The sequence below is a fragment of the Roseomonas indoligenes genome (genome assembly GCF_017813365.1).
Lineage (GTDB): Bacteria > Pseudomonadota > Alphaproteobacteria > Acetobacterales > Acetobacteraceae > Roseomonas > Roseomonas indoligenes.
The window spans coordinates 1-26686 of record NZ_JAGIZA010000004.1 but is presented as its reverse complement, the minus strand read 5'-3'; the positions used below and the strand labels follow the sequence as shown (position 1 = coordinate 26686).

General features: G+C 70.2%; 29 protein-coding genes. 8 read left to right on the top strand and 21 right to left on the bottom strand.

From position 1 onward, the window contains the following. Positions 1-86: 86 nt before the first annotated feature. The 5 genes from rodA to J5Y10_RS07445 all read right to left on the bottom strand — a co-directional run bounded on the left by rodA (position 87) and on the right by J5Y10_RS07445 (position 5743). Positions 87-1250: a rod shape-determining protein RodA gene (gene rodA / locus J5Y10_RS07465; protein WP_209372330.1), complete on the bottom strand. Its 1164-nt coding sequence runs from the start codon at positions 1248-1250 to the stop codon at positions 87-89. Between the two features lie 16 nt (positions 1251-1266). Then, entirely contained in the window at positions 1267-3147 is a 1881-nt protein-coding gene (mrdA, locus tag J5Y10_RS07460; RefSeq protein WP_209372329.1) for a penicillin-binding protein 2, read from the bottom strand. Beyond that, on the bottom strand, positions 3144-3683 hold the full coding sequence (mreD, locus tag J5Y10_RS07455; protein ID WP_245214436.1) for a rod shape-determining protein MreD: 540 nt from the start codon (positions 3681-3683) through the stop codon (positions 3144-3146). The genes mrdA and mreD overlap by 4 nt, the downstream gene beginning before the upstream one ends. Before the next feature lie 18 nt (positions 3684-3701). Continuing rightward, positions 3702-4571, bottom strand: a complete 870-nt coding sequence (gene mreC, locus J5Y10_RS07450) for a rod shape-determining protein MreC (protein ID WP_209372325.1) — start codon at positions 4569-4571, stop codon at positions 3702-3704. Positions 4572-4699: 128 nt separating this feature from the next. After that, entirely contained in the window at positions 4700-5743 is a 1044-nt protein-coding gene (locus tag J5Y10_RS07445) for a rod shape-determining protein (protein WP_209372323.1), read from the bottom strand. 226 nt (positions 5744-5969) lie between these two features. Between J5Y10_RS07445 and J5Y10_RS07440 the strand changes: the two genes are divergently transcribed. Both J5Y10_RS07440 and J5Y10_RS07435 read left to right on the top strand, forming a co-directional pair. Next, positions 5970-6212, top strand: coding sequence for a YMGG-like glycine zipper-containing protein (locus J5Y10_RS07440; RefSeq protein WP_209372321.1), 243 nt, complete (start codon positions 5970-5972; stop codon positions 6210-6212). A 169-nt stretch (positions 6213-6381) separates the two neighbouring features. Beyond that, a complete protein-coding gene (locus tag J5Y10_RS07435) occupies positions 6382-7461 on the top strand; it encodes an amidohydrolase family protein (RefSeq protein ID WP_209372319.1) in 1080 nt (359 codons plus the stop codon). 35 nt (positions 7462-7496) lie between these two features. Here J5Y10_RS07435 and J5Y10_RS07430 read toward each other — a convergent pair whose 3' ends face one another. Next, entirely contained in the window at positions 7497-9110 is a 1614-nt protein-coding gene (locus J5Y10_RS07430; protein WP_209372317.1) for a 2-isopropylmalate synthase, read from the bottom strand. Positions 9111-9440: 330 nt separating this feature from the next. Between J5Y10_RS07430 and J5Y10_RS07425 the strand changes: the two genes are divergently transcribed. Together J5Y10_RS07425 and J5Y10_RS07420 are read left to right on the top strand one after the other, a co-directional pair. Continuing rightward, positions 9441-10418, top strand: coding sequence for a CHAD domain-containing protein (locus J5Y10_RS07425; protein ID WP_209372315.1), 978 nt, complete (start codon positions 9441-9443; stop codon positions 10416-10418). Positions 10419-10621: 203 nt separating this feature from the next. Then, the gene (locus J5Y10_RS07420; protein WP_209372313.1) at positions 10622-11203 is read left to right on the top strand and encodes a hypothetical protein; all 582 of its coding nucleotides are present in this window, start codon (positions 10622-10624) and stop codon (positions 11201-11203) included. A gap of 45 nt (positions 11204-11248) precedes the next feature. Here the strand turns inward: J5Y10_RS07420 and ilvC are convergent, their stop codons facing one another. From ilvC to miaA, 4 genes are read right to left on the bottom strand one after another with little or no spacing between them, the layout of a single operon-like run. Beyond that, a complete protein-coding gene (ilvC, locus tag J5Y10_RS07415; RefSeq protein WP_209372311.1) occupies positions 11249-12265 on the bottom strand; it encodes a ketol-acid reductoisomerase in 1017 nt (338 codons plus the stop codon). A gap of 44 nt (positions 12266-12309) precedes the next feature. Then, the gene (gene ilvN / locus J5Y10_RS07410) at positions 12310-12825 is read right to left on the bottom strand and encodes an acetolactate synthase small subunit (protein ID WP_209372309.1); all 516 of its coding nucleotides are present in this window, start codon (positions 12823-12825) and stop codon (positions 12310-12312) included. Between the two features lie 2 nt (positions 12826-12827). Then, on the bottom strand, positions 12828-14621 hold the full coding sequence (locus J5Y10_RS07405) for an acetolactate synthase 3 large subunit (RefSeq protein ID WP_209372307.1): 1794 nt from the start codon (positions 14619-14621) through the stop codon (positions 12828-12830). A gap of 60 nt (positions 14622-14681) precedes the next feature. Then, positions 14682-15644: a tRNA (adenosine(37)-N6)-dimethylallyltransferase MiaA gene (miaA, locus tag J5Y10_RS07400; RefSeq protein ID WP_209372306.1), complete on the bottom strand. Its 963-nt coding sequence runs from the start codon at positions 15642-15644 to the stop codon at positions 14682-14684. Between the two features lie 28 nt (positions 15645-15672). Here miaA and serB point away from each other — a divergent pair, with 28 nt between their 5' ends. Next, complete coding sequence (gene serB, locus J5Y10_RS07395; protein ID WP_209372304.1) at positions 15673-16566, top strand: phosphoserine phosphatase SerB; 894 nt, start codon at positions 15673-15675, stop codon at positions 16564-16566. Here the strand turns inward: serB and J5Y10_RS07390 are convergent. Further along, on the bottom strand, positions 16536-17255 hold the full coding sequence (locus J5Y10_RS07390; RefSeq protein ID WP_209372301.1) for an ArsR/SmtB family transcription factor: 720 nt from the start codon (positions 17253-17255) through the stop codon (positions 16536-16538). The two genes, serB and J5Y10_RS07390, sit on opposite strands and share 31 nt — an antisense overlap. 122 nt (positions 17256-17377) lie before the next feature. Here J5Y10_RS07390 and J5Y10_RS07385 point away from each other — a divergent pair, with 122 nt between their 5' ends. Further along, the gene (locus J5Y10_RS07385; RefSeq protein ID WP_209372299.1) at positions 17378-18121 is read left to right on the top strand and encodes a sulfite exporter TauE/SafE family protein; all 744 of its coding nucleotides are present in this window, start codon (positions 17378-17380) and stop codon (positions 18119-18121) included. Between the two features lie 4 nt (positions 18122-18125). Here J5Y10_RS07385 and J5Y10_RS07380 read toward each other — a convergent pair whose 3' ends face one another. The 5 genes from J5Y10_RS07380 to J5Y10_RS07360 form a co-directional block, all read right to left on the bottom strand. Further along, complete coding sequence (locus tag J5Y10_RS07380) at positions 18126-19274, bottom strand: DegT/DnrJ/EryC1/StrS family aminotransferase (protein WP_209372297.1); 1149 nt, start codon at positions 19272-19274, stop codon at positions 18126-18128. A gap of 10 nt (positions 19275-19284) precedes the next feature. Next, positions 19285-20286 (bottom strand): NAD-dependent epimerase/dehydratase family protein, encoded by a 1002-nt coding sequence (locus J5Y10_RS07375; RefSeq protein ID WP_209372295.1) that lies wholly within the window; start codon positions 20284-20286, stop codon positions 19285-19287. A gap of 97 nt (positions 20287-20383) precedes the next feature. Then, the gene (locus J5Y10_RS28705; RefSeq protein WP_209372293.1) at positions 20384-21313 is read right to left on the bottom strand and encodes a potassium channel family protein; all 930 of its coding nucleotides are present in this window, start codon (positions 21311-21313) and stop codon (positions 20384-20386) included. 10 nt (positions 21314-21323) lie between these two features. Continuing rightward, positions 21324-21674 carry a RidA family protein gene (locus J5Y10_RS07365; protein WP_209372291.1) on the bottom strand — a complete coding sequence of 117 codons (351 nt, stop codon included), beginning with the start codon at positions 21672-21674 and terminating at the stop codon, positions 21324-21326. Positions 21675-21755: 81 nt separating this feature from the next. Then, positions 21756-21974, bottom strand: coding sequence for a hypothetical protein (locus J5Y10_RS07360; protein ID WP_209372289.1), 219 nt, complete (start codon positions 21972-21974; stop codon positions 21756-21758). 93 nt (positions 21975-22067) lie between these two features. Between J5Y10_RS07360 and J5Y10_RS07355 the strand changes: the two genes are divergently transcribed. Further along, positions 22068-22673, top strand: coding sequence for a YqhA family protein (locus J5Y10_RS07355; protein ID WP_209372287.1), 606 nt, complete (start codon positions 22068-22070; stop codon positions 22671-22673). A gap of 40 nt (positions 22674-22713) precedes the next feature. Here the strand turns inward: J5Y10_RS07355 and J5Y10_RS07350 are convergent, their stop codons facing one another. Genes J5Y10_RS07350 through J5Y10_RS28385 form a run of 3 tightly spaced genes read right to left on the bottom strand, consistent with a single transcriptional unit; the run spans position 22714 to position 24438 of the window. Further along, positions 22714-23583 carry a metal ABC transporter permease gene (locus J5Y10_RS07350; RefSeq protein ID WP_209372285.1) on the bottom strand — a complete coding sequence of 290 codons (870 nt, stop codon included), beginning with the start codon at positions 23581-23583 and terminating at the stop codon, positions 22714-22716. A 4-nt stretch (positions 23584-23587) separates the two neighbouring features. Next, positions 23588-24316 carry a metal ABC transporter ATP-binding protein gene (locus tag J5Y10_RS07345; protein WP_209372283.1) on the bottom strand — a complete coding sequence of 243 codons (729 nt, stop codon included), beginning with the start codon at positions 24314-24316 and terminating at the stop codon, positions 23588-23590. Continuing rightward, positions 24313-24438 (bottom strand): hypothetical protein, encoded by a 126-nt coding sequence (locus tag J5Y10_RS28385; protein WP_280855156.1) that lies wholly within the window; start codon positions 24436-24438, stop codon positions 24313-24315. The genes J5Y10_RS07345 and J5Y10_RS28385 overlap by 4 nt, the downstream gene beginning before the upstream one ends. Positions 24439-24536: 98 nt before the next feature. On the opposite strand from J5Y10_RS28385, the gene J5Y10_RS07340 reads away from it, so the two are divergent. Further along, positions 24537-25841 (top strand): DUF445 domain-containing protein, encoded by a 1305-nt coding sequence (locus J5Y10_RS07340; RefSeq protein ID WP_209372281.1) that lies wholly within the window; start codon positions 24537-24539, stop codon positions 25839-25841. Between the two features lie 19 nt (positions 25842-25860). Here the strand turns inward: J5Y10_RS07340 and mscL are convergent, their stop codons facing one another. Both mscL and J5Y10_RS07330 read right to left on the bottom strand, forming a co-directional pair. After that, on the bottom strand, positions 25861-26328 hold the full coding sequence (gene mscL / locus J5Y10_RS07335; protein WP_209372962.1) for a large conductance mechanosensitive channel protein MscL: 468 nt from the start codon (positions 26326-26328) through the stop codon (positions 25861-25863). A gap of 111 nt (positions 26329-26439) precedes the next feature. Continuing rightward, a partial coding sequence (locus tag J5Y10_RS07330) for a hypothetical protein (protein WP_209372279.1) occupies positions 26440-26686 on the bottom strand: 247 nt, incomplete at its 5' end.

The following is a 26686-nucleotide window of genomic DNA, read 5'->3' as shown; positions in this document are numbered from 1 at the left end:
CTAGCCCATCGCGCAGAGAGGTCAACCCCCTTCGCGCCCTCCCCGTCCCCCGTTCCCGCCGCGTACCGGACCTGCCGGAACAGCCCTCACTCCCGCGCCGCCGCGAACTCCACGTCGCGGTGGACATAGGCGCTGCCGAGCAGCCCGAAGCCGAGCATGACCGTGAGCACGGCGGAGCCGCCATGGCTGATCAGCGGCAGGGGCACGCCCCCCACGGGGATGCTGCCGGTGACCATGGCGATATTCACGAAGACATAGAGGAAGAAGTTCGTCCCCAGCCCCAGAGCCAGCAGGCGCCCGAACTGGTGGCGGCAGCGCAGCGCCGTGAGCATGGCGAAGATAATCACGAGCGCCAGCAGCCCCAGCGTGCCGAGCGCGCCCACCAGTCCGAACTCCTCCGCGATCATGGTGAAGATGAAGTCGGTCTGCTTTTCCGGCAGGAAGTTCAGGTGGCCCTGCGTGCCCTGCAGGAAGCCCTTCCCCCACATCCCGCCGGAGCCGAGGGCGATCTTCGACTGGATGATGTTATAGCCGGCCCCCAGCGGGTCGCTCTCCGGATCCATGAAGGTCGTGATCCGGGCCTTCTGGTAATCGTGCAAACGCTCATAGGCGATGGGGGCGATGAAGCCGACGCCCGCGAACAGGATCGCGAACTTCCACCACCGCACCCCGGCGGCCCAGAACATCGACGCCCCGATCATCCCGGTGATCAGGGCGGTGCCGAGGTTCGGCTGCTTCAGAATGAGCGCCACCGGCACCAGCACGGCCAGCGCCGGCGGGATGAGGAAGAGCGGGTTGCCCATCCTCTCCCAACTGGCCCGGTGGAACCAATGGGCCAAGGCCAGGCACAGCATGATCTTCATCAGCTCGGAGGGCTGGAGCTGGATCGGGCCGATATCGATCCAGCGCTGCGCCCCCTTCCCGACATTGCCGTGGACCAGCACCAGGACCAGCAGCGCCACTCCGGCGGCATAGCCAACCCAGGCGAAGCGGGCGATCACCCGGATGTCCACCAGGGAGATGGACAGCATGATGACCAGCCCGAAGCCGAAGCGCAGCGCGTGCTTGCTGGCATAGGCGTCCGGCGTGCCGCCGCCTGCGGAATAAAGGGCGACGTAGCCGATCGCCGCCACCCCGCAGAGCATCAGCACGAAGAGCCAGGGGATCTGCCAGAGCTTCTCGAGAATGCCGAAGCTGTGCTGCTTCATCAGCAGCCGGCGCTCATACACAGCCGGTTCGCGCAGCATCATGGCGGGGATACCCCCCTCACTGGTTCCGTGGCGCCGCCGCCTCGGCCACCCGGGCGGGCGGGGCGTTCACCGGCTGGCGGAAGCGATTGATGGTGTCGATCATGATGTCGCGTGCGATCGGGGCGGCGGCACCTGCGCCGGAGGAGCCGTGCTCCACGATCACCATGACCACGTATTGCGGGTTGTCATAGGGCGCGTAGGAGACGAACAGCGCGTGAGGCCGCCACTCCCGCGGCATGGCCTCCACCCGGAACCCGCGCTCGCGCTGCTCACGGCTGACGCGGCGGACCTGGGTGCTGCCGGTCTTGCCGGCCAGCTGTCCCATCCCGGCGGGCAGCTGGGCGACCTTCGCGGTGCCGCCCGTCTCGTTCACCACGGCCCACATCCCCTCCCGCACGACGCGCAGGTCGCGCTCGGGGATGCCGAGGGAGGGCCAGTCCTCCGGCCGCACGCCCTTGATCGGGCGGCCGCCGATGGTCCGGGTCAGGTGCGGCTGCACCGCCCGCCCCGTGGCCAGCCGCGCCGTCATGGTGGCCAGGGACAAGGGGGTGAGCTGGTAGAAGCCCTGCCCGATCCCGTGCACCACCGTGTCGCCGAGGTTCCAGGGCTTGCCCTGGGCTTGGCGCCAGGCGCGCGTCGGCACGAGGCCACGGCGGGTTCCCGGCAGTTCGATTTCCAGGTCCACCCCGAGGCCGAAGCGGTTCGCCATGGCCGCGATCCGGTCGATGCCCGTGCGCTTGGCCATCTCGTAGAAGTAGCAGTCGCAGGAGTTCTTCAGCCCGCCCCGCATGTCCAGGCTGCCATGGCCGTACTTGGACCAGCAGTGGAAGCGCGTGTCGCCCAGGTCGTAGTAACCGGGGCACGGCACCCGGTCGCCGGGCGTGCAGACCTTCGCCTCCAGCGCGGCGAGCGCCACGATCATCTTGAATGTGGAGCCGGGCGCGTAGAGGCCGTTGGTGCATTTGTTGATCAGCGGCGTCTGCCGCTTGCTCGTCCACTCCCTCCACTGCGCCGCCGTGACGCCGGCGTTGAAGAGATTCGGGTCGAAGGAGGGCTGGGTGGCCATGGCCAGCACCTCGCCGGTCCGGGCGTCCAGCACCACGGCGCTGGTCCCCTCCTCGCAGCGGCCTCGGACGGTGCGCTGCAGCTCCGCGTCCACGCTGATCTGCACGTCCTGGCCGGGCTGGCCCTCGCGCCGGTCCAGCTCCCGGATCACGCGGCCGACGGCGTTCACCTCCAGCCGGATGGAGCCGGCGCGGCCGCGCAGCGTCTTGTCGTGGTGCTTCTCGATCCCAGCGCGGCCCACGCGGATGCCTGGCAGCTCCAGCAACGGGTCCTCGCCCATGTCCGCCTCGGCCGGGGGCGCAACATAGCCGACGATATGGGCCAGGTGTTCCTTCTCCGGATATTCCCGGGTGGTCCCGACATCCACGGAGATCCCCGGCAGGTCCGGCGCGTTCACCTCGATCCGCGCCATCTCCTCCCAGGAGAGGAATTCGCGGAGGACCACAGGAATGAAGCGGCGGCGGCGCCGAACCTCGCGCTCGATGCGCGTGCGCTCCGTATCCGTCAGGGGGACGATCTTGCTGAAGGTGTCCAGCACCGCCGGCACGTCCCGCGCGTCCTCGGCCACGATCAGGGCGCGCCAGTTCAGCTGGCTGCCCGCGATCACCTTCCCCTCCCGGTCCAGCACCCGGCCGCGCGGCGGGGCGACGAGGCGGGCGGAGATCCGGTTCTCCTCTGCGAGGGTCGCGTAGCGCTCCCCCTCCTCCACCTGCAGCTTGTTCAGCCGGAACCCCAGGAAACCCAGGGCGCCGAGCTGGATGCCGCCGAGGACCAGGGCGCGGCGGGTGAAGACGCTCCGCCGAGCCTCCTCCTCTTTCCTGGCGGCGCTCATGCGAGCCCCTCCGCGCGCTGCATGCCCCGGTGCGCCCAGCTCATCGGCAGGGCCAGGATGGGGTAGAAGCCGATCGCCAGCCCGACCTGCGCCACGGCCGGTGGGGTTGGCGGAACGTGCCAGCCCAGCAGGGCCTCCAGCACGTAGCCCAGCCCCACCGCGAGTGCCGCGAAGCCACAATAGGCCAGCCAGACCAGCAGGAAGGATTGCTTCGCCAACACGCGCCGCACCCGAAGTGCCGCGCCATGGACCAGGAGCAGCGTCAGCACGCCGATGCCGAGGGGGGTGAAACCCAGCAGGTCCTGCAGGAGCCCCAGGCCGAAGGCGGCAGGCGCCGGCATGGAGGCCGGGCGGAAGAGGCTCCAGAAGAACACCCCGGCCAGGGCCACGGCCGGCACCAGGGTCGGCATTCCCACGGGCGCGGCGGCAAGCACCATCACGGCCATGGTGGAAACGCTGGGCGCGGCCGCGCGGGCCAGCGCGTCCAGCCGCGCCAGCAACCCGGGAGCCGAGGCGGGGCGGCCGCGGCGTGGCATCCACATACCCAGGCGCCCCTAGTGCCGCGGCCGGACGGAGGGGTCCGGGCGGGTCACGGCCTCGGGCGGGAGGATGCCCGCGAGGCCGAACTCGAAGATCCGCAACAGGTCCAGCCGGTCCAGGCGGGCGTAAAGCTCCACCTCCGGCCATCCCGTCTCGCCGAGATGGACGACGCCCACGGGCAGTCCGGCAGGGAAGGTGGCGGATTCGGCTGAAGTGACCACCCGGTCCCCGTCCTGCGGCTGCATCCCGGCGGGCCAGTGCTGCAGCCGCGGGCGCGCGCCGTTAGTGCCGACCATCATGGCGCGGGCACGGGACCCCTCCAGCACCACGGGGATGCGGCTGTTCATGTCCGTGACCAGCAGAATCCGGGCGGAGCGCCCGCCTACCTCCGTCACTCGGCCGGCCAAGCCGCGCTCATCCAGCGCCACTTGGCCCTTCTGGACCTGAAGGAAGGGGCCGGTCGCGATCAGCACGGCCTTGGCGTAGGTGCCGCCGGCATCGGCCACCACGCGCGCGGTGTGGAATTGCGGGGCCGGATCCGGCACGAAGGTGAGCTGCCGGCGCAGCAGGGCGTTCTCGGCCTCCAGCGCCAGGGCGGCGGCCTGCCAGCGGTGCAGGCGCTCGTTCTCCTCGCGGAGGCGGGCCGTCTCCTCGCGGAGGTTCAGCAGGCCCTGGACCTCCGTCACGGCCTCCCGCACCGCCCCGATCGGCTCCGACGCCACGGAGTAGAGCGGGGCGAGCAGGTCGGCCAGCGCCATGCGGGTGCGCTCGACCAGCACCGTGTCGGCCTTGCCCAGCAGCATCGTCCCGAAGGCGGCGGCGATCAGCACGGGCACGGAGAGGCGCGCCAGGGCCTGACGGAGCGGGACGCTCAGACGAATCATGCCGACCTCCCCCTCTCCGTAAGCTGTTGGCCCCTCGCCCCATATACGATGGAACCGGTCTAAAAGCCTGATCGTGAAGAAATTTTATAGAAGGAGGGGCCGATCGAGCCCCTACCCCCCGTGGCAGGTTAATACATAGAGGAGAGAACGTGCCGGAGTCGCTTCATCTCCTCGAGCGCCCGGCCGGTTCCCAGCGCAACGCAGGAAAGTGCTTCCTCCGCCACGCTGACGGGCAGGCCCGTTGCTTCGCGCAGGACGTTGTCCAGCCCGTATAGAAGCGCCCCGCCGCCCGTCAGCACGATTCCCTTGTCGACGATGTCGGCGGCCAGCTCCGGCGGGGTGTTCTCCAGCGCCACCTTCACTGCCTCGACGATCTGGGAAACCGGCTCGGCCAGGCTCTCCGAGATCTGGCGCATGGAGACGTAGACCTCCCGCGGGACCCCGTTCATCAGGTCGCGGCCCTTCACCTCGATGATCGGCCCCTCCTCGCCCCCTTCCGGCTGGGCGGCGGCGCCGATGCCCATCTTGATGCGCTCGGCCGTGCTCTCGCCGATCAGCAGGTTAAACTGCCGCCGGATGTAGGAGATGATGGCCTCGTCCATCTTGTCTCCGCCGACGCGGACGGAGCGGGCATAGACGATGCCGCCGAGCGAGATGACCGCCACCTCGGTCGTGCCGCCGCCGATATCCACGATCATGGAGCCGGAGGGCTCGGTGACGGGCAGGCCGGCGCCGATGGCAGCCGCCATGGGCTCCTCGATCAGAAGGACCTTCCGGGCGCCCGCGCTCTCCGCGCTCTCCTGGATCGCCCGGCGCTCAACGGCAGTGGAGCCGGAGGGAACGCAGACGATGATCATGGGGGAGGCGAAGGAGCGGCGGTTATGCACCTTGCGGATGAAGTGCTTTATCATCTCCTCCGCAACCTCGAAGTCGGCGATCACCCCGTCCCGCAGGGGGCGGATGGCGGCGATGTTGCCGGGGGTGCGGCCGAGCATCTGCTTCGCCTCCTCCCCCACGGCCAGGACCTGCTTGCGGCCGCGGATATCGGCGATGGCCACGACGGACGGCTCGTTCAGGACGATCCCGCGGCCCTTGACGTAGACCAGGGTGTTCGCGGTGCCGAGGTCGATGGCCATGTCGGCGGAGAGGAAGCCGAACAGGCGAGAGAACATGCGGAGCGGACCTCGGAGCTGGAGCGGGGGGTCTGGGCGGACATTGACGGGCCGACGGCCGGGAGCCGGGCGCGGAGGTCACTAGCCCCAAGGAAGGGGCCGCTCAAGCCGGAAACGCCCATGGGGCGCGCATGCCCCGTACATGCCCATGTTAATGAAGTTGTCGCAACCGGCCCGAAGGCTTCGCGTTGAGGACGCATAGTTGAAGCAAACGGGAAAGCCGACCATGCGCAAGACCTCTCTCGCCCTCCTCGCCATCGCCGGTCTCAGCCTCGGCGCCTGCGGCTACAGCACCGGTGACCGTGCGGTCTCGGGCGGCCTCCTCGGCGCCGGTGCCGGCGCGGGCGTCGCGGCCATCACCGGCGGCAATGCCGGAACGGGTGCCCTGATCGGCGGCGGCGCCGGCGCTCTCGGCGGCGCGCTGACCAGCGGCAATGACATCAACCTCGGCCGCCCCGTCTGGCGCTGAGCTGACTTCCCGGCCATTGGCCGGGCCCTGACGGAATAGGGCGCCCCTGCGGGGGCGCCCTTTTTCGTGTCCGTCACCCGCTCCGGCATTGCGCGCCGCCGGGCCGGCGGCGTTCCATAGCCGCTCGAATCCGCCGGGACAGGTGGGCGGTTGGGATGGGAGCGCGACCATGCAGAACCTTTGGTGCGAGCCGGCGGGCCATTCGGGTTTCGCCTGTGCCTGCGCGCTTCCGCGGCGGGGCTTGATCCGCGGAGCCCTGGCCGCCGGGGCTGCCGCCCTGATCCCGGCCTCCCTGCGGGCTCAGGCCCCCACCCTTCCCCGGCGCCGCCGGATCGATGTCCACCATCACCTGACCCCGCCCGCCTACAAGGACGCGGTGCTCAGGCGGATGGATTTCTTCCCCCTGCAGCGGGACTGGACGCCCCAGCGGACGATCGCCGACATGGACGCGGCCGGGATCGACGTGGCCATCCTCTCCGTCACCACCCCCGGCCTTGCTTTCGCCGAGGGCGACGAGCGGCGCCGGCTGGCACGCGCCTGCAACGAGTACGCGGCGGAACTGATGCAGCGCTTCCCCGGCCGCTTCGGCTCCTTCGCCGCCCTGCCGCTGCCGGACGTGGAGGGCAGCCTCGCCGAGGCCGCCTATGCGCTCGACGTGCTGAAGGCGGACGGCGTGCTTCTCTTCACCAGCTATGACGGAAAATGGCTGGGCGACCCGCTTTTCCAGCCACTCTATGAGGAACTGAACCGGCGGCGCGCGATCGCGGCCACCCATCCCACCTCGGCCCCCTGCTGCACCAACCTGCAGATGCCGCTCTTCCCCGACCCGCTGATCGAGTACGGAACTGACACCACCCGGACCATCGGCAGCCTTCTGTTCAGCGGCACGGCGAAGCGCTTCCCGGAGATCCGCTTCATCTTCTCCCATGCCGGGGGCACGGCGCCCTTCCTGATCGAGCGCTTCGAGTTCCAGGCGCGCATCCCCGCCTCCGGCGCGCAATTGGCGGGCGGGGTGCGGCCGGCGCTGGGCCGCTTCCTCTACGACACGGCGCAGGCGGCCAATCCCGTGGCGATGGGCGGGCTGCTGCAGGTGGTGCCCGCCAGCCAGGTCGTGCTGGGGACGGACTTCCCCTACCGGACCTGCACGGAGCAGGTGCAGGGTCTCGCCGGGCTGGGACTGGAGGACGCGACCCTCCGGCGGATCGAGAGCGGTAATGCCGAGGCGCTGCTTCCCCGCCTGAAGGCGTAGCGGCCGCACCCGGGGGGGGGCGCGGCCGCCCCTCCTCAGGCGGCCGGGGCCGCCATTTCCGCCGGCGCCGTCCGCTCGCGCTTCACCAGCAGCTTGTTCAGCGCGTGGACGTAGGCGCGGGCGGAAGCGACGATCGTGTCGGTATCCGCCCCCTGCCCGTCGACAAGCTTGCCCTTCTCCTCAAAGCGCACGGTCACGCGCGCCTGGGCATCGGTGCCGCCGGTGACGGACTGCACGGCGTAGAGCTTCAGCGCCACTTCGTGCGGGAAGGCCGCGCGAATGGCGTTGAAGGTGGCGTCCACCGCACCGTCGCCGGCCGCGATGCCCTCCTGCTCCTCGCCGTCGATCTCCAGCTTCACCGCCGCCATCGGCCGGGTGTTCAGGCCGGAGGTGACGGTCAGTGCCGTGATCTTCACCCGGTCGTTCTGGCGGATCACCTCGTCATCCACCAGGGCCGAAACGTCCTCGTCGTAGACGACCTTCTTGCGGTCGGCGAGGTCCTTGAAGCGGCGGAAGGCGTCGTTCAGCGCGTTGTCGCCCAGCTCGTAGCCCAGGGCCTTCAGCTTGTCCCGGAAGGCCGCGCGGCCGGAATGCTTGCCCAGCACCAGAGAGTTGGTGGCCCAGCCCACGCTCTCCGGCGTCATGATCTCGTAGGTGGAGGCGTCCTTCAGCACGCCATCCTGGTGGATGCCGCTCTCATGCGCGAAGGCGTTGCGGCCGACAATCGCCTTGTTCGGCTGTACGTCGAAGCCGGTGATGGTGGCCAACAGGCGGGAGGTGCGGAGGATGTTCGGCGTCTGGATGTTCGTGGTGCGGGCGATGGCGTTGCCGCGCGTGCGCAGGGCCATCGCCACCTCCTCCAGCGCGGCATTGCCGGCGCGCTCGCCGATGCCGTTGATGGTGCACTCCACCTGCCGGGCGCCCGCGCGGATGGCGGCGATGGTGTTCGCGACCGCCAGGCCCAGGTCATTGTGATTGTGGGTGGAGAAGATGACAGCATCCGCGCCCGGCACGCGCTCCTGCACCTCGGCGAAGATGCGGGTCATGTCCTCGGGCAGGGAATAGCCGACGGTATCGGGAATGTTGATCGTCGTGGCACCTGCCTTGATCGCGGCTTCCACGCAGCGGCACAGGAAGTCCATATCCGTGCGGCTGCCGTCCTCGGCGGACCATTCCACGTCGTCCGTGTGATTGCGGGCGAGAGCGACGCTGCGGGCGACGGCCGCCAGCACCTCCTCGTTCGACATGCGCAGCTTCACGCGCATATGCAGTTCGGAGGTGGAGATGAAGGTGTGGATGCGGCCGCGGGCGGCGGGCTTGATCGCCTCGGCCGCGCGCAGGATGTCAGCATCGGCCGAGCGGGCCAGGCCGCAGACCACCGGGCCGTCCTTCGCGAAGCGCTGAGCGATGGAGCGGACGCTGTCGAAATCGCCGGGGCTGGCGATGGGGAACCCGGCCTCCAGCACGTCCGCGCCCAACTCCGCCAAGCTTTCCGCCATGCGCAGCTTCTCCTCCAGATTCATGGAGAAACCGGGAGACTGCTCGCCGTCGCGCAGCGTGGTATCGAAGATGATGACGCGGTCTTCCGCAATCGTGCCGAAGCTCGGGTGGCTGAACTTGGTGGGATTCGTCGTGGAATTGGGGGCCATTGGGCCGTTCCTTCGATTGCCGTGTGATCCGTCAGGCGGGCGCGTTGCCCGGGGAACCCCCTGAGCGATGCCGGCCTGTCAGCCGCGCGTCACGCCCAGGGGCGGCGAAGTCGAAGGAGAAGCGGGAGAAGGGCGATGGCAGGGCGCGCGAGGAAGCCAGCCGGAATGCCGGACAGGATAGGCGCGTTACGGGCGGTGGTCGCCTGCATGCCTCTACACTAGGCCGTGTGGCAGAGGTGGGCAAGCCGCTTCGCGCCTTGATGCTGCTGACCTGTTCACCAACATGGCGGAGCCTTCCATTAAGCCCAGGCCACGAGGAGCGTGCCGTCCATGCCGACCGACGGGTCCGGAACCGAGTCCGCCGCCGCCCCCGTGATCCAGGAGGAAGACGCAACGGCGCCGCGGCCGAGGTTGCCTGATGCGGCGAACTGGCCGCCCGGGGCCACCGGCGGCGAGGCCTTCCATTATATGGTCGAGGCGACCCTCGCCGCCCTGACCGATCACCGCCCCGCCGCGGTGGCTTGTGAGGCAGAAGGTGTCCACCAGATGCGCGTGGCCGTCCGCCGCTTGCGCGCCGTCCTGGCAACCTTCGATCCCGACCTGCCCGGGGAGGCGGAGGACCGGTTCAAGGCGAGTCTCCGGCGGCTGGGGCGAATTCTTGGCGAGGCTCGAGACTGGGACGTGTTCATCACAGAGGTACTTCCGGCCGCTGCCGTGGACGGCGTGCCCATCCAGGACCTTGCCCGGCTGGAGAAGGCGGCGCGCCAGTTCCGCGCCGCTGCGCAGCCTTCCCTGCGTGCCGCGGTGAGTGGTCCGGGCTTCGCCAACACGGTGGAGAGCATTTCCGCCTGGGCGCAGGATGCGGCCGATCCCTCTTCCCCACAGGGGCGCGGTAGGCTGGCCCGCCCAGCCCGCAAGCTGGCGCCGCGGTTGCAGAAGCGGCTGGCCCGGACGGTGCTGCAGCGCGGCCGGCATATTCGCCGGCGGTCCGAGACGGAGCTGCACGAATTGCGGAAGGCGCTGAAGCGGCTTCGTTACGGGGTCGAGCTGCTTGCTCCCCTGCACGAGAGCGGCCGCAAGACTTTTCGCCGCGCTTGCCAGAGCCTGCAGGAGAAACTCGGCGCGCTCAACGACGCCGTGGTGGCAGCGGAGCTGACCCGGCGGCTGGAGGCGGACGATCCGTCACTCGCCCCGCAGGCGAAGGCACTGCGCGCCTGGACCCGCACGCGGCGCGAGCGCGCGATGGCCGGCACACCGGCGGCATGGAGGGTCTTTAAGAAGGTGGAGCTGCCGCGACTCGCCGTGTGAGGGCATGAAGACGCGGCAGGTTTGCGGACTTCCCACTCAACCCTCGCCCGGTTCTGCTTCAAGCTAAATGCAGCATCGCCGCAACGATTGGTGCAGCGGCGACCCGTGGCGCAAGCAGATTGTTCCGCTGCTGCATTGTCCGCAATCGCTGGGCACATTAGGGTTATCGAACCAAGCAAGCCTCAAGCCCAGAAGGCAGACCGATGCTCAATGCGACGCTCTCGCGCGCCGACTTCTACAAGCTCAGGAAGTCCGACCAGGGGGGCTTTGCCAAGTGGCGGATCGAAACGCTGCCCGCGGGCATGCAACTGTTCAAGCTGACCAAAGGCGACGCACCCGACGGCAAATGGGGCGTCTCGCCGTGGTGGTCCGCCGTGAAGCCCTTCAAGGAGGACGACGAGGGCGCAATCGGCCGGTATCTCCAGGCGAAGCTCAACGGCATCAGCATGAGCGCGATGGTCCGCTACATGTCGGCCGTGCGGATCGACTGGAACGACCTCGACAACTATGTGCAGGTGGAGCTTCTCACCCCTGCCAAGGCTTTCTGGGGCACCTTTGCTCCACAGCTCAAGTGGAGCCCGGAAAGCTACAATCTCGGGGATATCCGCGCCCGCAAGGCGACCGAGCAGCAGGTGTCCGGCAATGCCATCCTGCCGGACGTGCTGGGCGTGCTTGAGGCATGGCAGCTCTTCGTCCCGAACCTAAAGGACGAACACATCAAGCGCTCCTCCGTCATCCCCGCGCACGACATGGCCGCGCTCGGGCTGGCATTCGGCACGGCCTGAAGGCGCGACCCCGTCCCTTGCCGGGGCGGGGTCGGCCTGCCGACCTCAGTTCTTGGCCTGGTCGACGAGCTGGTTCTTCTTGATCCAGGGCATCATGGCGCGCAGCCGCTCGCCGACCTGCTCGATCTCGTGCTCGGCCAGCTTGCGGCGGGTGGCCTTGAAGCTGGCTTGGTTCACCTTGTTCTCCAGCATCCAGTCGCGGGCGAACTTGCCGGTCTGGATGTCCTCCAGAACCTTCTTCATCTCCGCCTTCGTCTGCGAGGTCACGATGCGCGGGCCCGTGACGTACTCGCCGTACTCGGCCGTGTTGGAGATGGAGTAGTTCATGTTCGCGATGCCGCCCTCATAGATGAGGTCGACGATCAGCTTCACCTCGTGCAGGCACTCGAAATAGGCCATCTCCGGCGCGTAGCCGGCCTCGACCAGGGTCTCGAAGCCCGCCTTGATCAGTTCCACGAGGCCGCCGCAGAGAACCGCCTGCTCGCCGAAGAGGTCGGTCTCGCACTCCTCCTTGAAGGTCGTCTCGATCACGCCGGAACGGCCGCCGCCGATGGCGGAGGCGTAGGAGAGCGCGATCTCCATGCCGTTGCCCGAGGGGTTCTGGTGCACGGCGACTAGGCAGGGCACGCCGCCGCCCTTCTGGTACTCGCCGCGCACCGTGTGGCCGGGGCCCTTCGGCGCGATCATGAACACGTCGATGTCCGGGCGCGGGTCGAGCAGGTTGAAGTGGACGTTCAGCCCGTGCGCGAAGGCGAGGGCCGCGCCCTCCTTCAGGTTGGCATGCAGGTGCTCGCGGTACAGGTCGCCCTGGCCCTCATCGGGGGTCAGCACCATGACAACGTCGGCCCAGGCGGCGGCCTCGGCCGGCGGCAGAACCTTGAAGCCGGCGGCCTCGGCCTTCTTCGCGGAGGCGCCGGGGCGAAGGCCGATTACCACGTCCTTCACGCCGGAATCGCGCATGTTCATCGCGTGGGCATGGCCCTGGCTGCCGAAGCCGATGACCGCGACCTTCTTGGCCTTGATCAGGTTCACGTCCGCATCGCGGTCATAGTAAACGCGCATTCCAGCTTTCCCCTCTGGGTCTCAATGCAAGTTACGCGGCCAAGCTACGCAGCCAAACTGCGCGGCCCGCGCGCGATGGCGACGGCGCCCGTGCGGGACACCTCCGCCAGACCCAGCGGCCGCATCAGCGCCACGAAGGCGTCGATCTTCTCGGCCGTCCCGGTCATCTCAAAGGTCGCGCTCTCATGGCTGGCATCCACCACGCGAGCGCGGAAGGCGTCACCGAGGCGCAGCGCCTCCATGCGGGTCTCGCCACGGCCGACCACCTTGATGAGCGCGAGTTCCCGCGTCAGGTGCGGACCGTCCAGCGAGAGGTCAGAGACCTTGTGGACCGGCACCAACCGGTCGAGCTGCGCCTTGATTTGCTCGATGATCATGTCCGTGCCGGTGGTTACGACGGTGATGCGGGACAGGCGCCGCTCCTCGTCCACCGGGGCGACGGTCAGGCTCTCGATGTTGTAGCCGCGGCCGGAGAAGAGGCCGATCACGCGCGCGAGCACGCCCGCCTCGTTCTCCACGAGCACGGCGATCGTTGCCGTGCGCTGCATCTCGTCGGACATGCTCAGACCAGCACCCTGCCCTCGTCGGTGACGCCGGCCACGCCGCCTGCCTGCCCCGCGCCGAGGATCATCTCGTTATGCGCGGCACCGGAGGGGATCATCGGGAAAACGTTTTCCTTCTGGTCCACGCAGATATCGGCGATAACGGGGCCGGGATGCGCGATCATCTCACGAATCACGTCGTCGAGCTGGCTGGCATCCGTCGCGCGCAGGCCGCGCGCGTGGAAACTCTCGGCCAGCTTCACGAAATCCGGCAGCGCGGCGGAATAGCTCTCCGAGTAGCGGGATCCGTGCAGCAGCTCCTGCCACTGGCGGACCATGCCCATGTACTCGTTGTTCAGGATGAAGACCTTCACGGGCAGGCGGTACTGCGCCAGCGTGCCCATTTCCTGGATGTTCATCAGGATGGAGGCCTCGCCGGCGATGTCGATCACCAGCGCGTCGGGATGCGCGATCTGGACGCCGGCGGCGGCTGGCAGCCCGTAGCCCATCGTCCCCAGGCCACCGGAGGTCATCCAGCGGTTCGGCTTCTCGAAGCCGAAATACTGGGCCGCCCACATCTGGTGCTGGCCGACCTCCGTGCTGATGAAGGTCTCGCGCCCGCTCTCGCGCGTCAACTCGTAGAGCCGCTTCACCGCGTGCTGCGGCTTGATGATGGAGCCGCTCTGCTCGTAGCGCAGGCAGTCCTTCGCGCGCCACTCGTCGATCCGCTTCCACCAGTTCGCCAGCGCCTCACGGTCCTGCTCGGCGTCGTCCGCTTTCCAGGCCTCGATCAGCGCGCGCAGCACCTGGCCGGCGTCGCCGACCACGGGCACGTCCACCTTGACGTTCTTGTTGATGTTGGACGGGTCGATGTCCGCATGGATCTTCTTGGACCCCGGCGAGAAGGCGTTCAGCCGCCCCGTCACCCGGTCGTCGAAGCGCGCGCCGATGTTGAACATCACGTCGCAGCCATGCATCGCGAGGTTCGCCTCGACCGTGCCGTGCATGCCGAGCATGCCAATGAAGCGCGGGTCGCTGGCCGGGAAGACGCCGAGGCCCATCAACGTGTTCGTGCAGGGCATGTTCGCCATACGCACGAACTCCGTCAGCAGCTCGCTCGCTTCCGGCCCAGCATTGATTACGCCACCACCGGCATAGACCACCGGCCGCTTGGCACCCTTCAGCAGCGCGACGGCCTTGCGGATGGACTCCGCGTCCGGCCGTGTCTGCGGACGGTAGGAACGGTGCTCCTCCCGCGGCGCCTCCTCGTAGGTGCCTTGCGTGAGCAGGATGTCCTTCGGAAGGTCCACAACCACCGGGCCGGGGCGGCCGGAACGGGCGACGTAGAAAGCGTCGTGCACCGTGCGCGCCAGGTCCCCGATGCGCTTGACGAGGTAGTTGTGCTTCGTTGCCGGCCGCGTGATGCCCGTGGTGTCCGCCTCCTGGAAGGCGTCGTTGCCGATCAGATGGGTGGGCACCTGCCCGGTCAGGCAGACGATGGGGATGGAATCCAGCAGCGCGTCCACGAGCCCCGTCACGGCATTGGTTGCGCCGGGACCGGAGGTGACGAGCACGCAGCCCACCTTGCCGGTGGAGCGCGCATAGCCCTCAGCCGCATGCACCGCGGCCTGCTCGTGCCGAACCAGGATGTGGCGGATGGCGTTCTGCTGGAACAGCGCATCGTAGATCGGAAGCACAGCGCCGCCGGGATAGCCGAAGATGACCTCGACGCCCTGCTCCTTCAGCGCGCGGAGGACGATCTCCGCGCCCGTGAGGGTGCGGGATTCGTTCTGGGCCGGAGCGGTAGCGGACATGCGGCGTTTCCTCGGGGAAAGTTTCGCGGGTGGGTGATCTACGGGCGCCACCCCCGCCCGTCAACCGGCCAATTTTATAAATGATATGATTTGAGGCATCTGGCATTCCGAAAGTTGCTCGTCATCGACGATACGCGCATTGATGATATGCGTAAGGCTCGGGGCAGCGAGTGTTTGGTGCCGAAACCAGGTCGCCTGCCGCTTCGTGTACTGCCCGACGGCCAGCGTCGCCCGCCGGCCGGCCTCCTCGGGTGAGAGCCGTCCTTCCAGCACCGCCGAAAGCTCGGGCACCCCGTGGGCGCGCATGGCCGGCAGCGCCGGATCCAGTTCCAACGCCCGCAGCGCCCGCACCTCGTCCATCGCACCGGCCCGCAGCATTGCCGCCCAGCGCACCCCGATCGCTTCGCGCAGCGCGTCGCGCGGTGGATCGATCAGCACGGCGCGGAAGGCGTAGGGCGCGGGTCCGGTGGCGGGCGCGTCGGCCTGCCACCTCGCAATGCCACGGCCGGTCGCACGCCACACCTCCCAGGCGCGGGCGAGGCGCTGGCTGTCGCTCGGACGCAGCCGCGCGGCGCTCTCCGGATCGGCGGCGGCCAGCCGCGCGTGCAGGGCCGCCGGGCCGTCCTCCGCCAGCAGGCGGCGCGCCTCCTCCCGGGCCCAGTCCGGAACGGGCGGCATCTCGGAAAGCCCGTGCGTCAGGGAGCGGAAGTACAGGCCCGTGCCGCCGCAAAGGATCGGCAGCAGCCCCGCACGCCGCGCCTTCGCCATCTCCGCCAGCGCCGCGTCCCGCCACCAGGCGACGGAGGCGGCCCGGGCCGCGGGATGCACGCCGTAGAGGGCATGCGGCGCCATCACCTCCTCCTCCGGCGTCGGCCGGGCGGTCAGGACCCGCAGCTCCCGATAGACCTGCATCGAGTCGGCATTGATGACCACCCCGCCCAGGCGACGGGCCAGTGCAAGGGCGAGCGCGGACTTGCCGGAGGCGGTGGGTCCGGCGATCAGAAGGGCCTCAGGTTGCTCCATGGCGGGTCCGGGGGCATGAACCCGGCCCATGTCGCACGTCCTCACCATCGTCGCACCCCCGGGCCGGCTCTCGGCCGAGACGATCCTTCCGATCCGAACGACCCTGCACGCCCTCGGCGCCGACCTCGGCGCCGTGGACTGGCTTTCCCCAGGCGAGGCGGCGGACCTGCCCTTCTCCCTTCTCAACCCCGACCAGGCCACTGCCGCGGCCCGAACAGCCCTGGGCGACGCGCCCGTGGACGCCATTGCCCAGCCGGCCGAGGGGCGCCGCAAGCGCCTCCTCATCGCCGACATGGACAGCACGATCGTCACCAGCGAGACGCTGGACGAGCTGGCCGCCTATGCCGGGCTAAAGGAGAAAGTCGCGGAGATCACCCGCCGCAGCATGAACGGGGAACTGGACTTCGCCGCGGCCCTGCGGGAGCGGGTGGCGATGCTGAAGGGCCTCTCCCTCGGCGCGCTGGAGGCAACCTGGAAGCAGACGGAGCTCATGCCCGGCGCCAAGGCCCTGGCCCGGACCATGTCGGCCAACGGCGCCCACTGTGCCCTGGCCTCGGGCGGCTTCACCTACTTCACCGGGCGCGTCATGGCGGCATGCGGCTTCCAGAGCCACCACTCCAACGTGCTGGTGGACAACGGTAAGGTCCTGGCCGGCCGGGTGGAGGAGCCGATTTTCGACCGTGAGGCGAAGCTGGCCACCCTCACCCGGCTCGCGGCGGAGAAGGGGCTCCCCATGGCCGCCACCATGGCCGTGGGCGACGGCGCGAATGATCTGGCGATGATCGGTGCGGCCGGACTGGGCATCGCCTACCACGCCAAGCCGGTCGTGGCCGCCGCGGCCCGGGCGCGGGTGGACCACAACGACCTGCGCGCCCTCCTCTTTGTCCAGGGCTACCGGGCGGCGGAGATCGTGGAGGACTGATCCGCACGGTCCAGACCGAAGGCCTGCCGTAGTCCCAGGCGGCCGGCCGGCGTCACGTCCAGCGCGCGTGAGGCCGGGACCCGGCGCATCCAGCCGAGATCCAGGCAGCGCAGGCAGAGGGCGGCCCCCAGCGCGCCCGCGAGATGCGGGCGGCGCTCGCTCCAGTCCAGGCAGGGGCGGCAGAACGGGCGCCCGCGGGCGACGGGAACAGGGACGCCCAGGCCCTGCAGGAAGTCGGCCCCGGCATCGGTCAGGGCGCCGCCATCGGGCGAGAGCTGGATCTGCCCGCGCGCGACCATCGCGTCCGCCATGCCCACGGCCAGCCGCCCTGCCAGATGGTCGTAGCAGGTGCGGGCCTCGCGCAGCGCCGCGTCGCGCGGGCCGGTCCTCAGGGCGCGGCGGGGCGCCGGGCGCGCGGCGGAGAGCGCCATCAGCCCCTCGAGCACCCGCGCCACCTCCGGCGAGGCCAGGCGGTGGTAGCGGTGCCGGCCCTGGCGCTCCACGGCCAGAAGCCCAGCCTCCAGTAGGCGCGACAGGTGGCCGCTCGCGGTGGTGGGAGCAACCCCCGCCACCGCGGCCAGCTCCCCCGCTGTCAGCGCCCGCCCGTCCATCAGCGCGCCCAGCATCGCCACCCGTGCGGGCTCGCCCAGCGCGGCGGCGGTCTCGGCAAGGGCCGATGTGCTGACCATGGCACGTCCCCGATCGTTCCCCTGCCGGATACCTCCCCCGCCCGCCCCATGCTACGGGCGCCACCGAAGCATCCCGCGGCGCCCCGGCGCAGCATGACGGGGCGCTGCACGGGAGAGACGCTTTGGACATCACGCTGATCGCCGTCGCCGCGGTCACATTCACCCTGGCGGGCTTCGTGAAAGGCGTGATCGGGCTGGGGCTGCCCACCGTCGCCATGGGGGTGCTCGGTTCGGCCATCCCGCCGGCGCAGGCCGCGGCGCTGCTGCTCTTCCCCACCATCGTCACCAACGTCTGGCAGATGGCTACAGGGCCAGGGCTGGGCCCGCTGCTGCGGCGCCTTTGGCCGATGCTCCTGGCGGCGGCTGTCTGCACCTGGCTGTCCTCCGGCCTGCTCACCGGGGGCAACCCGCGCATCGCCCTCGCGGGGCTGGGCGCGGCGCTGATCGTGAACGCGGCGATCGGCCTGCGCCCCCGCCCCTTCCCGCGCCTGCCGCCGCAGCATGAGGCCTGGGCCGGCCCCCTGGCGGGCGCCGCCACGGGGATCGTCACCGGGGCCACCGGGGTCTCCGTGATTCCCGTCGCGCCCTATCTCGGCGCGCTTGGCCTGCCGCGGGACGAGATGGTGCAGGCGCTCGGCCTTGCCTTCACCGTCACCATGTTCGGCCTCGCCAGCGCGCTCGGGCAGGCCGGCGTCTATAGCGGCGGGCTGGCGGGCGCCTCCGCGCTCTGCCTTATCCCCGCCAGCATCGGGATGATGCTCGGCAACGCCGCGCGGAAGCGGATCAGCCCGGAGACCTTCCGCCGCTGGTTCTACTTCGGGCTCCTGGCCCTCGGCGCCCAGCTCATCGCGCGCGGCTTCGGCTGACGGGTCAGAGGGAGCGGAGGGCGGCGCAGACCTTGTCCAGCTGTCCCTCCGTCATCTCCGGGAAAACCGGCAGGCTCATCACCTCCGTCGCGGCGCGGGAGGTCTCCGCGCAGCCGGCCGGGCCCATCGCGATCCGTCCGGCATAGGCGCCCTGCTCGTGCACGGGCACGGGGTAGTGGATGGCCGTCGCCACGCCCTGCGCCCGCAGCCGGGCCATCACCGCCTCGCGCTCCGGCACGCGCAGCACGTACTGGTGGAACACGTGCTCCGTCCCCGGCGCGCGATAGGGCGCGGCATAGGGGGCGTTCGCCAGCGCCTCGTCATAGGCCGCGGCGATCGCCTGCCGGCGGGCGTTGTTGGCGTCCAGAACCGTCAGCCGCACGCGCAGGATGGCAGCCTGCATCTCGTCCAGGCGGGAGTTCACGCCCGGCTCGTCCGAGATGTAGCGGGTGTGCCAGCCATATTGCCGGATCGCGCCCATGCGCTTCGCCAGCGCGGCATCGGACGTGGCGGTGATGCCGGCATCGCCTAGCGCGCCGAGGTTCTTCGTGGGGTAGAGGCTGAAGGCCGCCGCATCGCCGATGGTGCCGATCATCCGGCCGCCCAGCCGCGCGCCATGCGCCTGCGCGCAATCCTCGATCACGGCCACGCCGGCCTTGCGGCAGGTCTCCAGGATCGCGTCCAGGTCGCAGGGATGGCCGTAGATGTGCACGGGGATCACGGCCCGGATCGGGGGCAGGCCCGGCGGCGGGGCGGCCAGCACCGCCTTCAGCTCGTCCATGTCCATGCAGAAGGTGCGGGGGTCGATGTCGATCAGCACCGGCGTCGCGCCCACCATCTCAATCGCCGCGACCGTCGCCACGGCGGTGTGGGATACGGTGGCCACGGCGCAGCCCGGCCCGATGCCGAGGCCGCGCAGGATCAGGGCGATGGCATCCGTGCCATTGGCGCAGCCCACCGCCTGCATGGCGGGCGCCCCCTGCCCGGCGGAGAGCCAGGCAGCATATTCCCCCTCGAAGGCCGCCCCCTCCTGGCCGAGGATGTACCAGCCGCTGGCGAGCACCCGGGCCACTGCAGCGTCGATCTCCTCCTTCTGCGCCCGATACACCGCGCCGAGATCGGCCTGGGGAACGATGATGTCCTGCGCGTTCATGGGGCGGTCCTCAGCTGGCGTCGGAGAGATAGTCGGAGAGGCGGGGGCGGAACCAGTCCACCGTGCGGCGCAACCCCTGCGCCAGGGGAACGCTCGGGGCCCAGCCCGTCAGGGCGCGGAAGGCGCGGTCATCGGCGTGATAGGATCCGATGTCGATGGAGGCGCGCTCGGCCGGGAAATCGCGCAATACGTAGCGCCCCTCCCCCGCCGCGGTCACCATCGCGTCGCCCAGGGCCTGCAGGCTGATCGGCGCGTCTCCGCCGATGTTGAAGGCGCGGCCCGCGACCTCCTCCGGGCGGCTCTCCAGCGCCTCCGCCACGGCCATGAAGGCGGCCACCACGTCGTCGGCGTAGGAGAAGTCGCGCAGCTGCGCCCCGCCCCAGACCTCGAAAGGCTCGCCCTCGAGCACCCGCCGCACCCAGATGCCCAGGAAGGTCTGCCGCGCATCCATCACCCGCATCCGCGGGCCGTAGCAGTTGGTAAGGCGCAGCGCCGCCACCGGGCGACGGTGCACCCGGGTCTCGAGGAGCCAGTACTGCTCGGCCGCGAACTTGGAGATGCCATTGGCATCCGGCGGCACGATGGGATGACTTTCCGGCACGGGCAGCATCTGCGGGCGCCCGTAGAACTGCCGGGTGGAGGCATGCACCACCCGCGCGCGCGGTGAACCGCGCCGCAAGGCCGCGATCAGCCGCAGCTGCGCGTGGCCGTTGATGGCCAGGTCGGTGAAAGGGTCGGCCATGCTTCCGGCATGGCTGGTCTGCCCGGCCATGTTGAACAGCACGTCCAGGCCCTCGGCCAGCCCGTCCAGCTCGATGTCGCGCAGGTCGCCCTCCGCCAGGCGGACGCCGCTGCCCTCCAGATTAGCCCGCCTTGCGCCGGTGCCGGGCAGCAGCGCGTCCAGCGCCACCACCTCCGCCCCCGCCGCGCCCAGGGCGTGGCACAGCGCCGAACCGAGGAAGCCCGCGCCGCCCGTGACGAGCACGCGCCTTCCGCGCCAGCTCCCTTCCATGCCCAACCTCCGTCGTCCCGCAGGGCGCACCGCCTAGAACCAAGCGGCGGCGAAACGGGGACGCAAATGCGGCGGTGGGCGGGCGGCTGTCCAGCCCCTATCCCTCCTTGTCCTCCCCGTTCCGGTTGTCGGAGAGGCGGTCCCGCGTGATCTCGTAGAAGCCGAAAAGCAGGAGGATCTGCCCTGCCAGCACCTCCACCGCGGCCAGCAGCCGCGCCCCGTCGTCGGTCGGCCAGATGTCGCCGTACCCGACCGTGGAGATGGTCACGACGCTGAAGTGAAGGGCATCCCGGAAGCCGAGCCGGATGGGTCCCTGCGGCCCCGAAAACAGCGGGTGCCGGGACAGGCCCTCGGCGACGCGGAACAAGCAGGCGAAGACGATGGTGATCAGGGAAAACAGGGCGGCGTAGGCGGCGATCGGCACCACCAGCGCCTTCGCCCTTCCGTTCAGCGCATCCATCAGCTGCGCCATGTCCACCAGCAGGCGAACGAGTTCCCGTACCGCGCGGGCGGTCAGCCCGCCGATCACGGCCGAACCGCCGATCATGGCGGCATCCTGCCAGCCCGGCCCGAGCCGGTTGGCCGGAAGGGAAAGGCTGGCAACGGCAATGAGCGCGAGCAGCAGCAGCACCCGCCCGATCCGGCGCAGGTGGAGCTCGTCTGGCGTCTCGCCGCCCTCCACGATCCGGCGCAGCCGGTTCCGGCGGCGGATCACGGCCAGCAGGAACGCCAGCACCGGCAGCAGGAAGGCCGCCCCCACCGCGGTATCCGACGCGTCAGGGAAGGCGGAGCGGCCGATGACGGTGAAGAGCGCGGCGTAGGTCGCGAAGCCGATCCCCGCGCCGAGGGCGAAGTCCAGCCCGCGCGGGAACAGGCGGAAAAGCACCCCGAAGCCCAGCCCCGCCGCGGCCAGCACGGTGAGGGAGAACCAGGCGCCGCCATCCCCCACCCCGGCCGCGACGAGCGCCGCCAGCCCCATGGTGGCGAGAAAGGGGCGGCCCCAGCTGCCCTCGGCCGCGATCTTCACGCGCGGACCGTCATGGTGCGCGGGCGACGCCGGTGATCTCCACCTTCCAGGCCGGGTTCACCAGCGGGGCCTGGATCGTCATCCGCGCCGGCTTGGCGGAGCGGTCCAGCCAGGCGTCCCAGGCGCGGTTCATGGCCGGGGCATCGGTGATATCGGCCAGGATCACCTGCACTTGCAGCAGCGCGCGCTTGTCCGTGCCAGCCTCCGCCAGCAGGGCGTCGATCTGGGCCAGGATGTCGGCGGTCTGTCCTTCCGCATCCAGCGTGGCGTTATCCGCCACCTGCCCGGCCAGGAAGATGAAGCCGCCGGAGACGACGGCACCGCTCAGGCGCTCCTCCTCGGCCAGCCGGCGAATATCCATGCGAATCTCCTCGATTGTTCGGGACGGCAAGGTGGCACGGCCCACCCAACGGGCAAGGTGGCCGGCCTCGCCAGGGTGGCGTCAGACCAGCGGGGAATCCTCGACGCTGCTCTCGTCGCGATAGCCCACCCGAACGCCGTCGGCGGGCTGACGATCGATCTGCGGGGTGAGCCCGTGGCGGGCACCGACGGCCCGCGCGGCCGCTGCCACCTCCTCCTTGTCGCCCTCGCCGCAGAGGATCGCCACCGTCCCCCGCGACTGCGCTGCCCGCTCCAGCATGCTGTCCCACTTCGTCGCCATGGTCTTGTCCCCGCACAACACGGATGGGAACGCAGGGGAGGCCCGGACGATGCCGGTCCTGTGCCTGCCCCTCGTTGCCTTGCCAGGGAGCGCGTGCCAGCACGGCACATGGGCGAGCTGCTGAACCGAGTCATCCTGGCGAGCCGATTCGTGCTGGCAGCCTTCTATATCGGGCTGGTCGCGGCCCTCGCCGCCTATGCCGCCGCCTTCGTGAAGAAGGTCTGGGACTTCGCGTCCAAGGTCCTCGTCTCCGAAGACCACGACAACCTGCTCGCCATCCTCTACCTGCTCGATTCCGCCCTGGTGGCGGCTCTCATCGTCACCGTTGCCCTCTCCTCCTGGGACACGCTCGTCTCCCGCCTGAAGACCCAGGCGGAGCAGGAGAACATGAGCTGGGTCGCGAAGGTCGATCCCGGGAACCTGAAGATTAAGCTGGCCACCGCGCTGGTCGCGATCTCCGGGATCAACCTCCTCCAGCTTTTCCTGGATATCCGGGAGACGGAGGACCGGGTGCTCTGGTGGGCCATCGCCATCCACGGCGCCTTCCTGGCCGCGGTGCTCGTCCTCGCCATTGCCGACCGGCTGGAGGGAACCTCGGAGGGCAAGCCGCGCGCCGAGGTGCCGACGGGGCAGAAGGAGGGCGCGCCGCCCGGCCACCCCCGGCGGCGGGAGACCGGCCCCGGCGATGCCGAGGCCTGATCGCCCCGCCCGACCGCGACCCGGCCGCTCAATCAGCCCCTTAACCGGCCAGATGCCGCCGGCGCAGCAGCCGTGCCAGGACCCCGTCCACCGGACCGGCCAGCACGGAGATGGCCCAGGCCAGCCCCGCCGAGAGCACCACCGCCGGCCCGGTCGGCACGTCCAGGTGGTAGGAGACGAGGATGCCGGCGAAGGATGCGAGGAAGGCGATGCCGCAGGCGGCATAGGCCATGCCGCCCACGCTCCGCGTCCAGTGCCGGCCCGCCACGGCGGGCAGCATCATCAGGCCCACTGCCATCATCGTGCCCAGCGCCTGAAACGCGGCCAGCACGTTCAGCACCACCAGCGCCATGAAAAGCAGGTGCCAGGTTCCGCCGCGGGCACCTTCCGCCACGGCGAAGGAAGGGTCGAAGCACTCCAGCACCAGCGGGCGCCAGGCGAGGGAGAGGGCCAGCAGCGTCAGCGTGGCCACGCCCGCCATCATGAACAGAGCCGGGTCGTCCACGCCCAATACACTGCCGAAGAGAAGGTGCGTCAGCTCCACCGAGCCCGCCGAGGCCGAGACCATGGTAACGCCCAGCGCCAGCGCGACAAGATAAAGCGCGGCCAGCGCCGAATCCTCCCGCCCGCCCGTGGCGCGGGAGATGGCGCCGGCCCCGAGCGTGACCGCCAGCCCCGCCACCAGCCCGCCGGCCGACATCGCCGTGACGGAGAGTCCTGCCAGAATGAAGCCCGCCGCCACCCCGGGCAGGATGCCATGGGCCAGCACGTCCGCCGTCAGACTCATCCGCCGGAGCATCAGGAACACCCCCAGCGGCGGCGCGGCGACCGAGAGGGCCAGGCAACCGACCAGGGCGCGCCGGAGAAAGCCGAACTCGGCGAAGGGACCGATCAGTAGGTCGTAAAGCAAGAGGTCAGGCCGCGCGGTCGCAGGCCGCCGCGGCCTCGTCCCAGCCCTCGGCCATCATCCGGGCGCGCAGGCGGTTGGAGGCGGCCAGCGCCTCCTCCGTGCCGCACCAAGCCACTGGGTCGCGGGCGAGCAGCAGGGTCTCCGGGAACTCCCGGCGCACCAGCTCCAGGTCGTGCAGAACGGCGACCACCGTGCGCCCCTGGCCGTGCCATCGGTGAACCAGCCGCAGCAGGTCGGCGGCGGTGCGGGCGTCCACGGCGTTGAAGGGCTCGTCCAGCAGGATCACCGGCGCGTCCTGCACCAGCAGCCTGGCGAAGAGAAGGCGCTGGAACTGCCCGGCGGAGAGGCTGCCCACAGGACGACGCGAGAGGCCGCCCAGCCCCACCGCCTCCAGCGCCGCCTCCGCCTGCGCACGCCCGGCGGGGGCGATGGCGCCGAAGGCCCCGCAGCGCCGCCAGTGGCCGAGCATTGCCACGTCCAGGCAGGAGATCGGGAAGCCCCGGTCCAGCGCCGACATCTGCGGCAGCAGCGCGATGCGGGCGGGCCGCTCGATCCGGCCCTCGTCCACGGGATGCAGGCCGGCGATGGCGCGCAGAAGGGTGGTCTTACCTGCCCCGTTCGGGCCGACGATGGCCGTCAGGCTTCCCGGCGCGAACTCGCCGGAGATGTGGTGAACCGCCGGGTGGCGGTCATGCGACAGGGTGACGTCGCGCAGCCGGATCGCCCCGCTCATGCCGCCATCGCCCAGAGCACCGCCCCCCAGAGAAGCGCAGAGACGAGCACCGCCCAGCCGAGCCTGGGCAGGGCGCCGGCCGAGAGGGCCAGGGGATCGGTGAAGGCGGGAAGGGCTCGCATGCTGTTACGACATAACATACCGCTCGGCCACGAAGGCTTCAACGGCCCTGCCCTGGAGAAGCTGCGCGCTGATCGCCACTCTCCCCGATACGATGGACATGTCCCCCCCGCCTGCCCTGCTCCCCGGCAAACCCCGCCTTGCCACCGATGAGGCGGAACTCCGCGCCCGCCTCTCCCGCCACAAGTCCCTGGCCACTGGCCTCCTGGCCGGAATGGCGGGCGTCACCCTCGGCTCCTACGCCCTGCCGCCGGGCTACTGGACCGATCTCCTGCAGGCCTCAGCCAAGGCCGGCCTGGTTGGCGGGCTGGCGGACTGGTTCGCGGTCACGGCCCTGTTCCGGCACCCGCTGGGCCTGCCCATCCCGCATACAGCCATCATCCCCACCCAGAAGGCACGGCTAGGCCAGGGCCTCGGCCGCTTCGTGGCGAACCACGTGCTGACGGAAACGGAGGTGCGCCGCGTGTCCGGGCGGATCGACGCCCCCGCCCTGCTCCGCCGCTTCCTCTCGGACCCCGAGAGCGTGCGCCCCGCCGCAGAGGCCCTCGCGGCCTCCCTGCCCCGGATTCTCCGCAGCCTGGAGGACGGGCGCGCCCGCCGGTTGCTGCTGCGACTGCTCCCCCGCATGGTCTCCGGCCCCGCGGCCGCGCGGATGGTGGCGCGCGCGCTGCGCCTGCTGGTCCAGGGCGGGCGCCACCAGGAGGTGTTCGGCCTTGCCCTCACCCAGATCAAGGTCCTGGTCGCGGCGAAGCAGGACAGCCTGAAAAGCGCCGTCGCGGAGCGCGTCCGGGCGGAAGGCGGTGCGCTGGTGGGGTGGGTCGCCGGCGGGGCCGTAGCCCGCCGCGTCCTCTCGGCGCTGAATGCCGAGTTGGAGAAGATGGAGCCAGGCGACAGCGACCTGCGCGCCGCCTTCGATGCCTGGGTGGAAGCGGAGATCGATCGGCTGGAGAACGATCCGGCGCGGGCCGAAGCGATCGGGGCAGCCCTGCGTGGCGCCCTGGCCCACCCCGCCGTGGCCGCCTGGTTGATGGACGCCTGGTCCCGTCTGCGCGGCGCGCTGGAGGCGGACGCGTCCCGGCCGGAGGGGCGGACGGTTTCCCTCATTGCTGGAACGCTCGCCAACCTCGGCGACCTGCTGGAGGCCGACCCCGCTGCCCGAGCCCGCGTGGACCGCTTCATCGAGACCACCCTGCTCACCGTCTTGCCGGCCGCCCAGGGCCGCATCTCCGGCTTCATCGCGGAGGTCGTTGCGGGATGGGATACCGAGACGGTGGTGGACAAGATCGAGCTGCGGGTGGGGCGGGACCTGCAATACGTGCGGATCAACGGCACAGTGGTGGGTGCGCTGGCGGGCGGGGTGCTCTTCGCCCTGCTGCACGCCATCTTCGGCCGGGTGGCCTTCTAGCCCGGGCGGCGGGGCTGGCTCAGGGAGCGTCCGGCCCCACGGGCTGCCCACCCCTCGCGGCGCGCAGCTCATCCCGGATTTCCCGCAGCAGGACCTGCTCCGGCGTCGGGCCCGCAACCTTCTCCGGCGCGGTGTAGAGCCTGCGGACCAGGCGCACGAGCCAGAAGACGGCGAAGGCGACGATGACGAACTTGATGACCGCGTTGATGAACTGGCCGAGGGCGAGCACTGCCGCGCCGGACTGCCGCGTGGCGGCAAGTGAGGGCCCGCGCTCCCCGGAAATGACGACGAAAAGATTGGAGAAGTCGATCCCACCCACCAGCAGGCCGATGATCGGGTTCAGCAGATCCTCGACGAGGCTGTTGACGATCGCGGTGAAGGCGGCCCCGATCACCACGCCGACCGCGAGGTCGATCACGTTGCCCCGGGCGATGAAGGCTCGGAACTCGTCCAGCCAACCCGGCTTGCGTAGGGGCGGCAATTCCATCAGCATTTACGGGCTCTTTCACCCGCCCTTCTGTTCCGATACCCGGCCACATACCCGGTTTAGGCGGAGGCTTGGTCACTCACAACCGGCACCTAGCAGGATTGCGCGGCCTCATAATGGTGTCCACTCAAACCCAACCCCGCCGCCCGGCTTCGCCACCACGTTCAACAGCGGATCCCGCGCACTCGCCGCCGCGTCGGTGAACGGCGGGTTCAGTGCTGCCAGCTTCTCCCGCGCTTCCGCCGCGCCGGGGATGCCCAGGTCAGCTAACCCGGCCAGGGTCGCCAGCCCGAGCGCCCCGTAGTCCCCGCCGCTCTTGTCCCAGCCGCCCAGGTTGGAGAACCCGCGCGCGACATTC

Excerpts from the sequence above, each read along its gene's own strand:
- J5Y10_RS07425 (WP_209372315.1), top strand. The coding sequence starts at position 9,441 with ATGCCGACCGACGGGTCCGGAACCGAGTCCGCCGCCGCCCCCGTGATC.
- rodA (WP_209372330.1), bottom strand. The coding sequence starts at position 1,250 with ATGATGCTGCGCGAACCGGCTGTGTATGAGCGCCGGCTGCTGATGAAG.
- J5Y10_RS07340 (WP_209372281.1), top strand. The coding sequence starts at position 24,537 with ATGTCCCCCCCGCCTGCCCTGCTCCCCGGCAAACCCCGCCTTGCCACC.
- J5Y10_RS07435 (WP_209372319.1), top strand. The coding sequence starts at position 6,382 with ATGCAGAACCTTTGGTGCGAGCCGGCGGGCCATTCGGGTTTCGCCTGT.
- ilvN (WP_209372309.1), bottom strand. The coding sequence starts at position 12,825 with ATGTCCGACGAGATGCAGCGCACGGCAACGATCGCCGTGCTCGTGGAG.
- J5Y10_RS07345 (WP_209372283.1), bottom strand. The coding sequence starts at position 24,316 with ATGAGCGGGGCGATCCGGCTGCGCGACGTCACCCTGTCGCATGACCGC.
- J5Y10_RS07365 (WP_209372291.1), bottom strand. The coding sequence starts at position 21,674 with ATGGATATTCGCCGGCTGGCCGAGGAGGAGCGCCTGAGCGGTGCCGTC.
- J5Y10_RS28385 (WP_280855156.1), bottom strand. The coding sequence starts at position 24,438 with ATGCGAGCCCTTCCCGCCTTCACCGATCCCCTGGCCCTCTCGGCCGGC.
- J5Y10_RS07380 (WP_209372297.1), bottom strand. The coding sequence starts at position 19,274 with ATGAACGCGCAGGACATCATCGTTCCCCAGGCCGATCTCGGCGCGGTG.
- J5Y10_RS07445 (WP_209372323.1), bottom strand. The coding sequence starts at position 5,743 with ATGTTCTCTCGCCTGTTCGGCTTCCTCTCCGCCGACATGGCCATCGAC.
- mscL (WP_209372962.1), bottom strand. The coding sequence starts at position 26,328 with ATGGAATTGCCGCCCCTACGCAAGCCGGGTTGGCTGGACGAGTTCCGA.
- J5Y10_RS07360 (WP_209372289.1), bottom strand. The coding sequence starts at position 21,974 with ATGGCGACGAAGTGGGACAGCATGCTGGAGCGGGCAGCGCAGTCGCGG.
- J5Y10_RS07390 (WP_209372301.1), bottom strand. The coding sequence starts at position 17,255 with ATGGTCAGCACATCGGCCCTTGCCGAGACCGCCGCCGCGCTGGGCGAG.
- ilvC (WP_209372311.1), bottom strand. The coding sequence starts at position 12,265 with ATGCGCGTTTACTATGACCGCGATGCGGACGTGAACCTGATCAAGGCC.
- J5Y10_RS07375 (WP_209372295.1), bottom strand. The coding sequence starts at position 20,286 with ATGGAAGGGAGCTGGCGCGGAAGGCGCGTGCTCGTCACGGGCGGCGCG.
- J5Y10_RS07405 (WP_209372307.1), bottom strand. The coding sequence starts at position 14,621 with ATGTCCGCTACCGCTCCGGCCCAGAACGAATCCCGCACCCTCACGGGC.
- serB (WP_209372304.1), top strand. The coding sequence starts at position 15,673 with ATGTCGCACGTCCTCACCATCGTCGCACCCCCGGGCCGGCTCTCGGCC.
- J5Y10_RS07430 (WP_209372317.1), bottom strand. The coding sequence starts at position 9,110 with ATGGCCCCCAATTCCACGACGAATCCCACCAAGTTCAGCCACCCGAGC.
- miaA (WP_209372306.1), bottom strand. The coding sequence starts at position 15,644 with ATGGAGCAACCTGAGGCCCTTCTGATCGCCGGACCCACCGCCTCCGGC.
- mreC (WP_209372325.1), bottom strand. The coding sequence starts at position 4,571 with ATGATTCGTCTGAGCGTCCCGCTCCGTCAGGCCCTGGCGCGCCTCTCC.
- J5Y10_RS07420 (WP_209372313.1), top strand. The coding sequence starts at position 10,622 with ATGCTCAATGCGACGCTCTCGCGCGCCGACTTCTACAAGCTCAGGAAG.
- mrdA (WP_209372329.1), bottom strand. The coding sequence starts at position 3,147 with ATGAGCGCCGCCAGGAAAGAGGAGGAGGCTCGGCGGAGCGTCTTCACC.
- mreD (WP_245214436.1), bottom strand. The coding sequence starts at position 3,683 with ATGCCACGCCGCGGCCGCCCCGCCTCGGCTCCCGGGTTGCTGGCGCGG.
- J5Y10_RS07440 (WP_209372321.1), top strand. The coding sequence starts at position 5,970 with ATGCGCAAGACCTCTCTCGCCCTCCTCGCCATCGCCGGTCTCAGCCTC.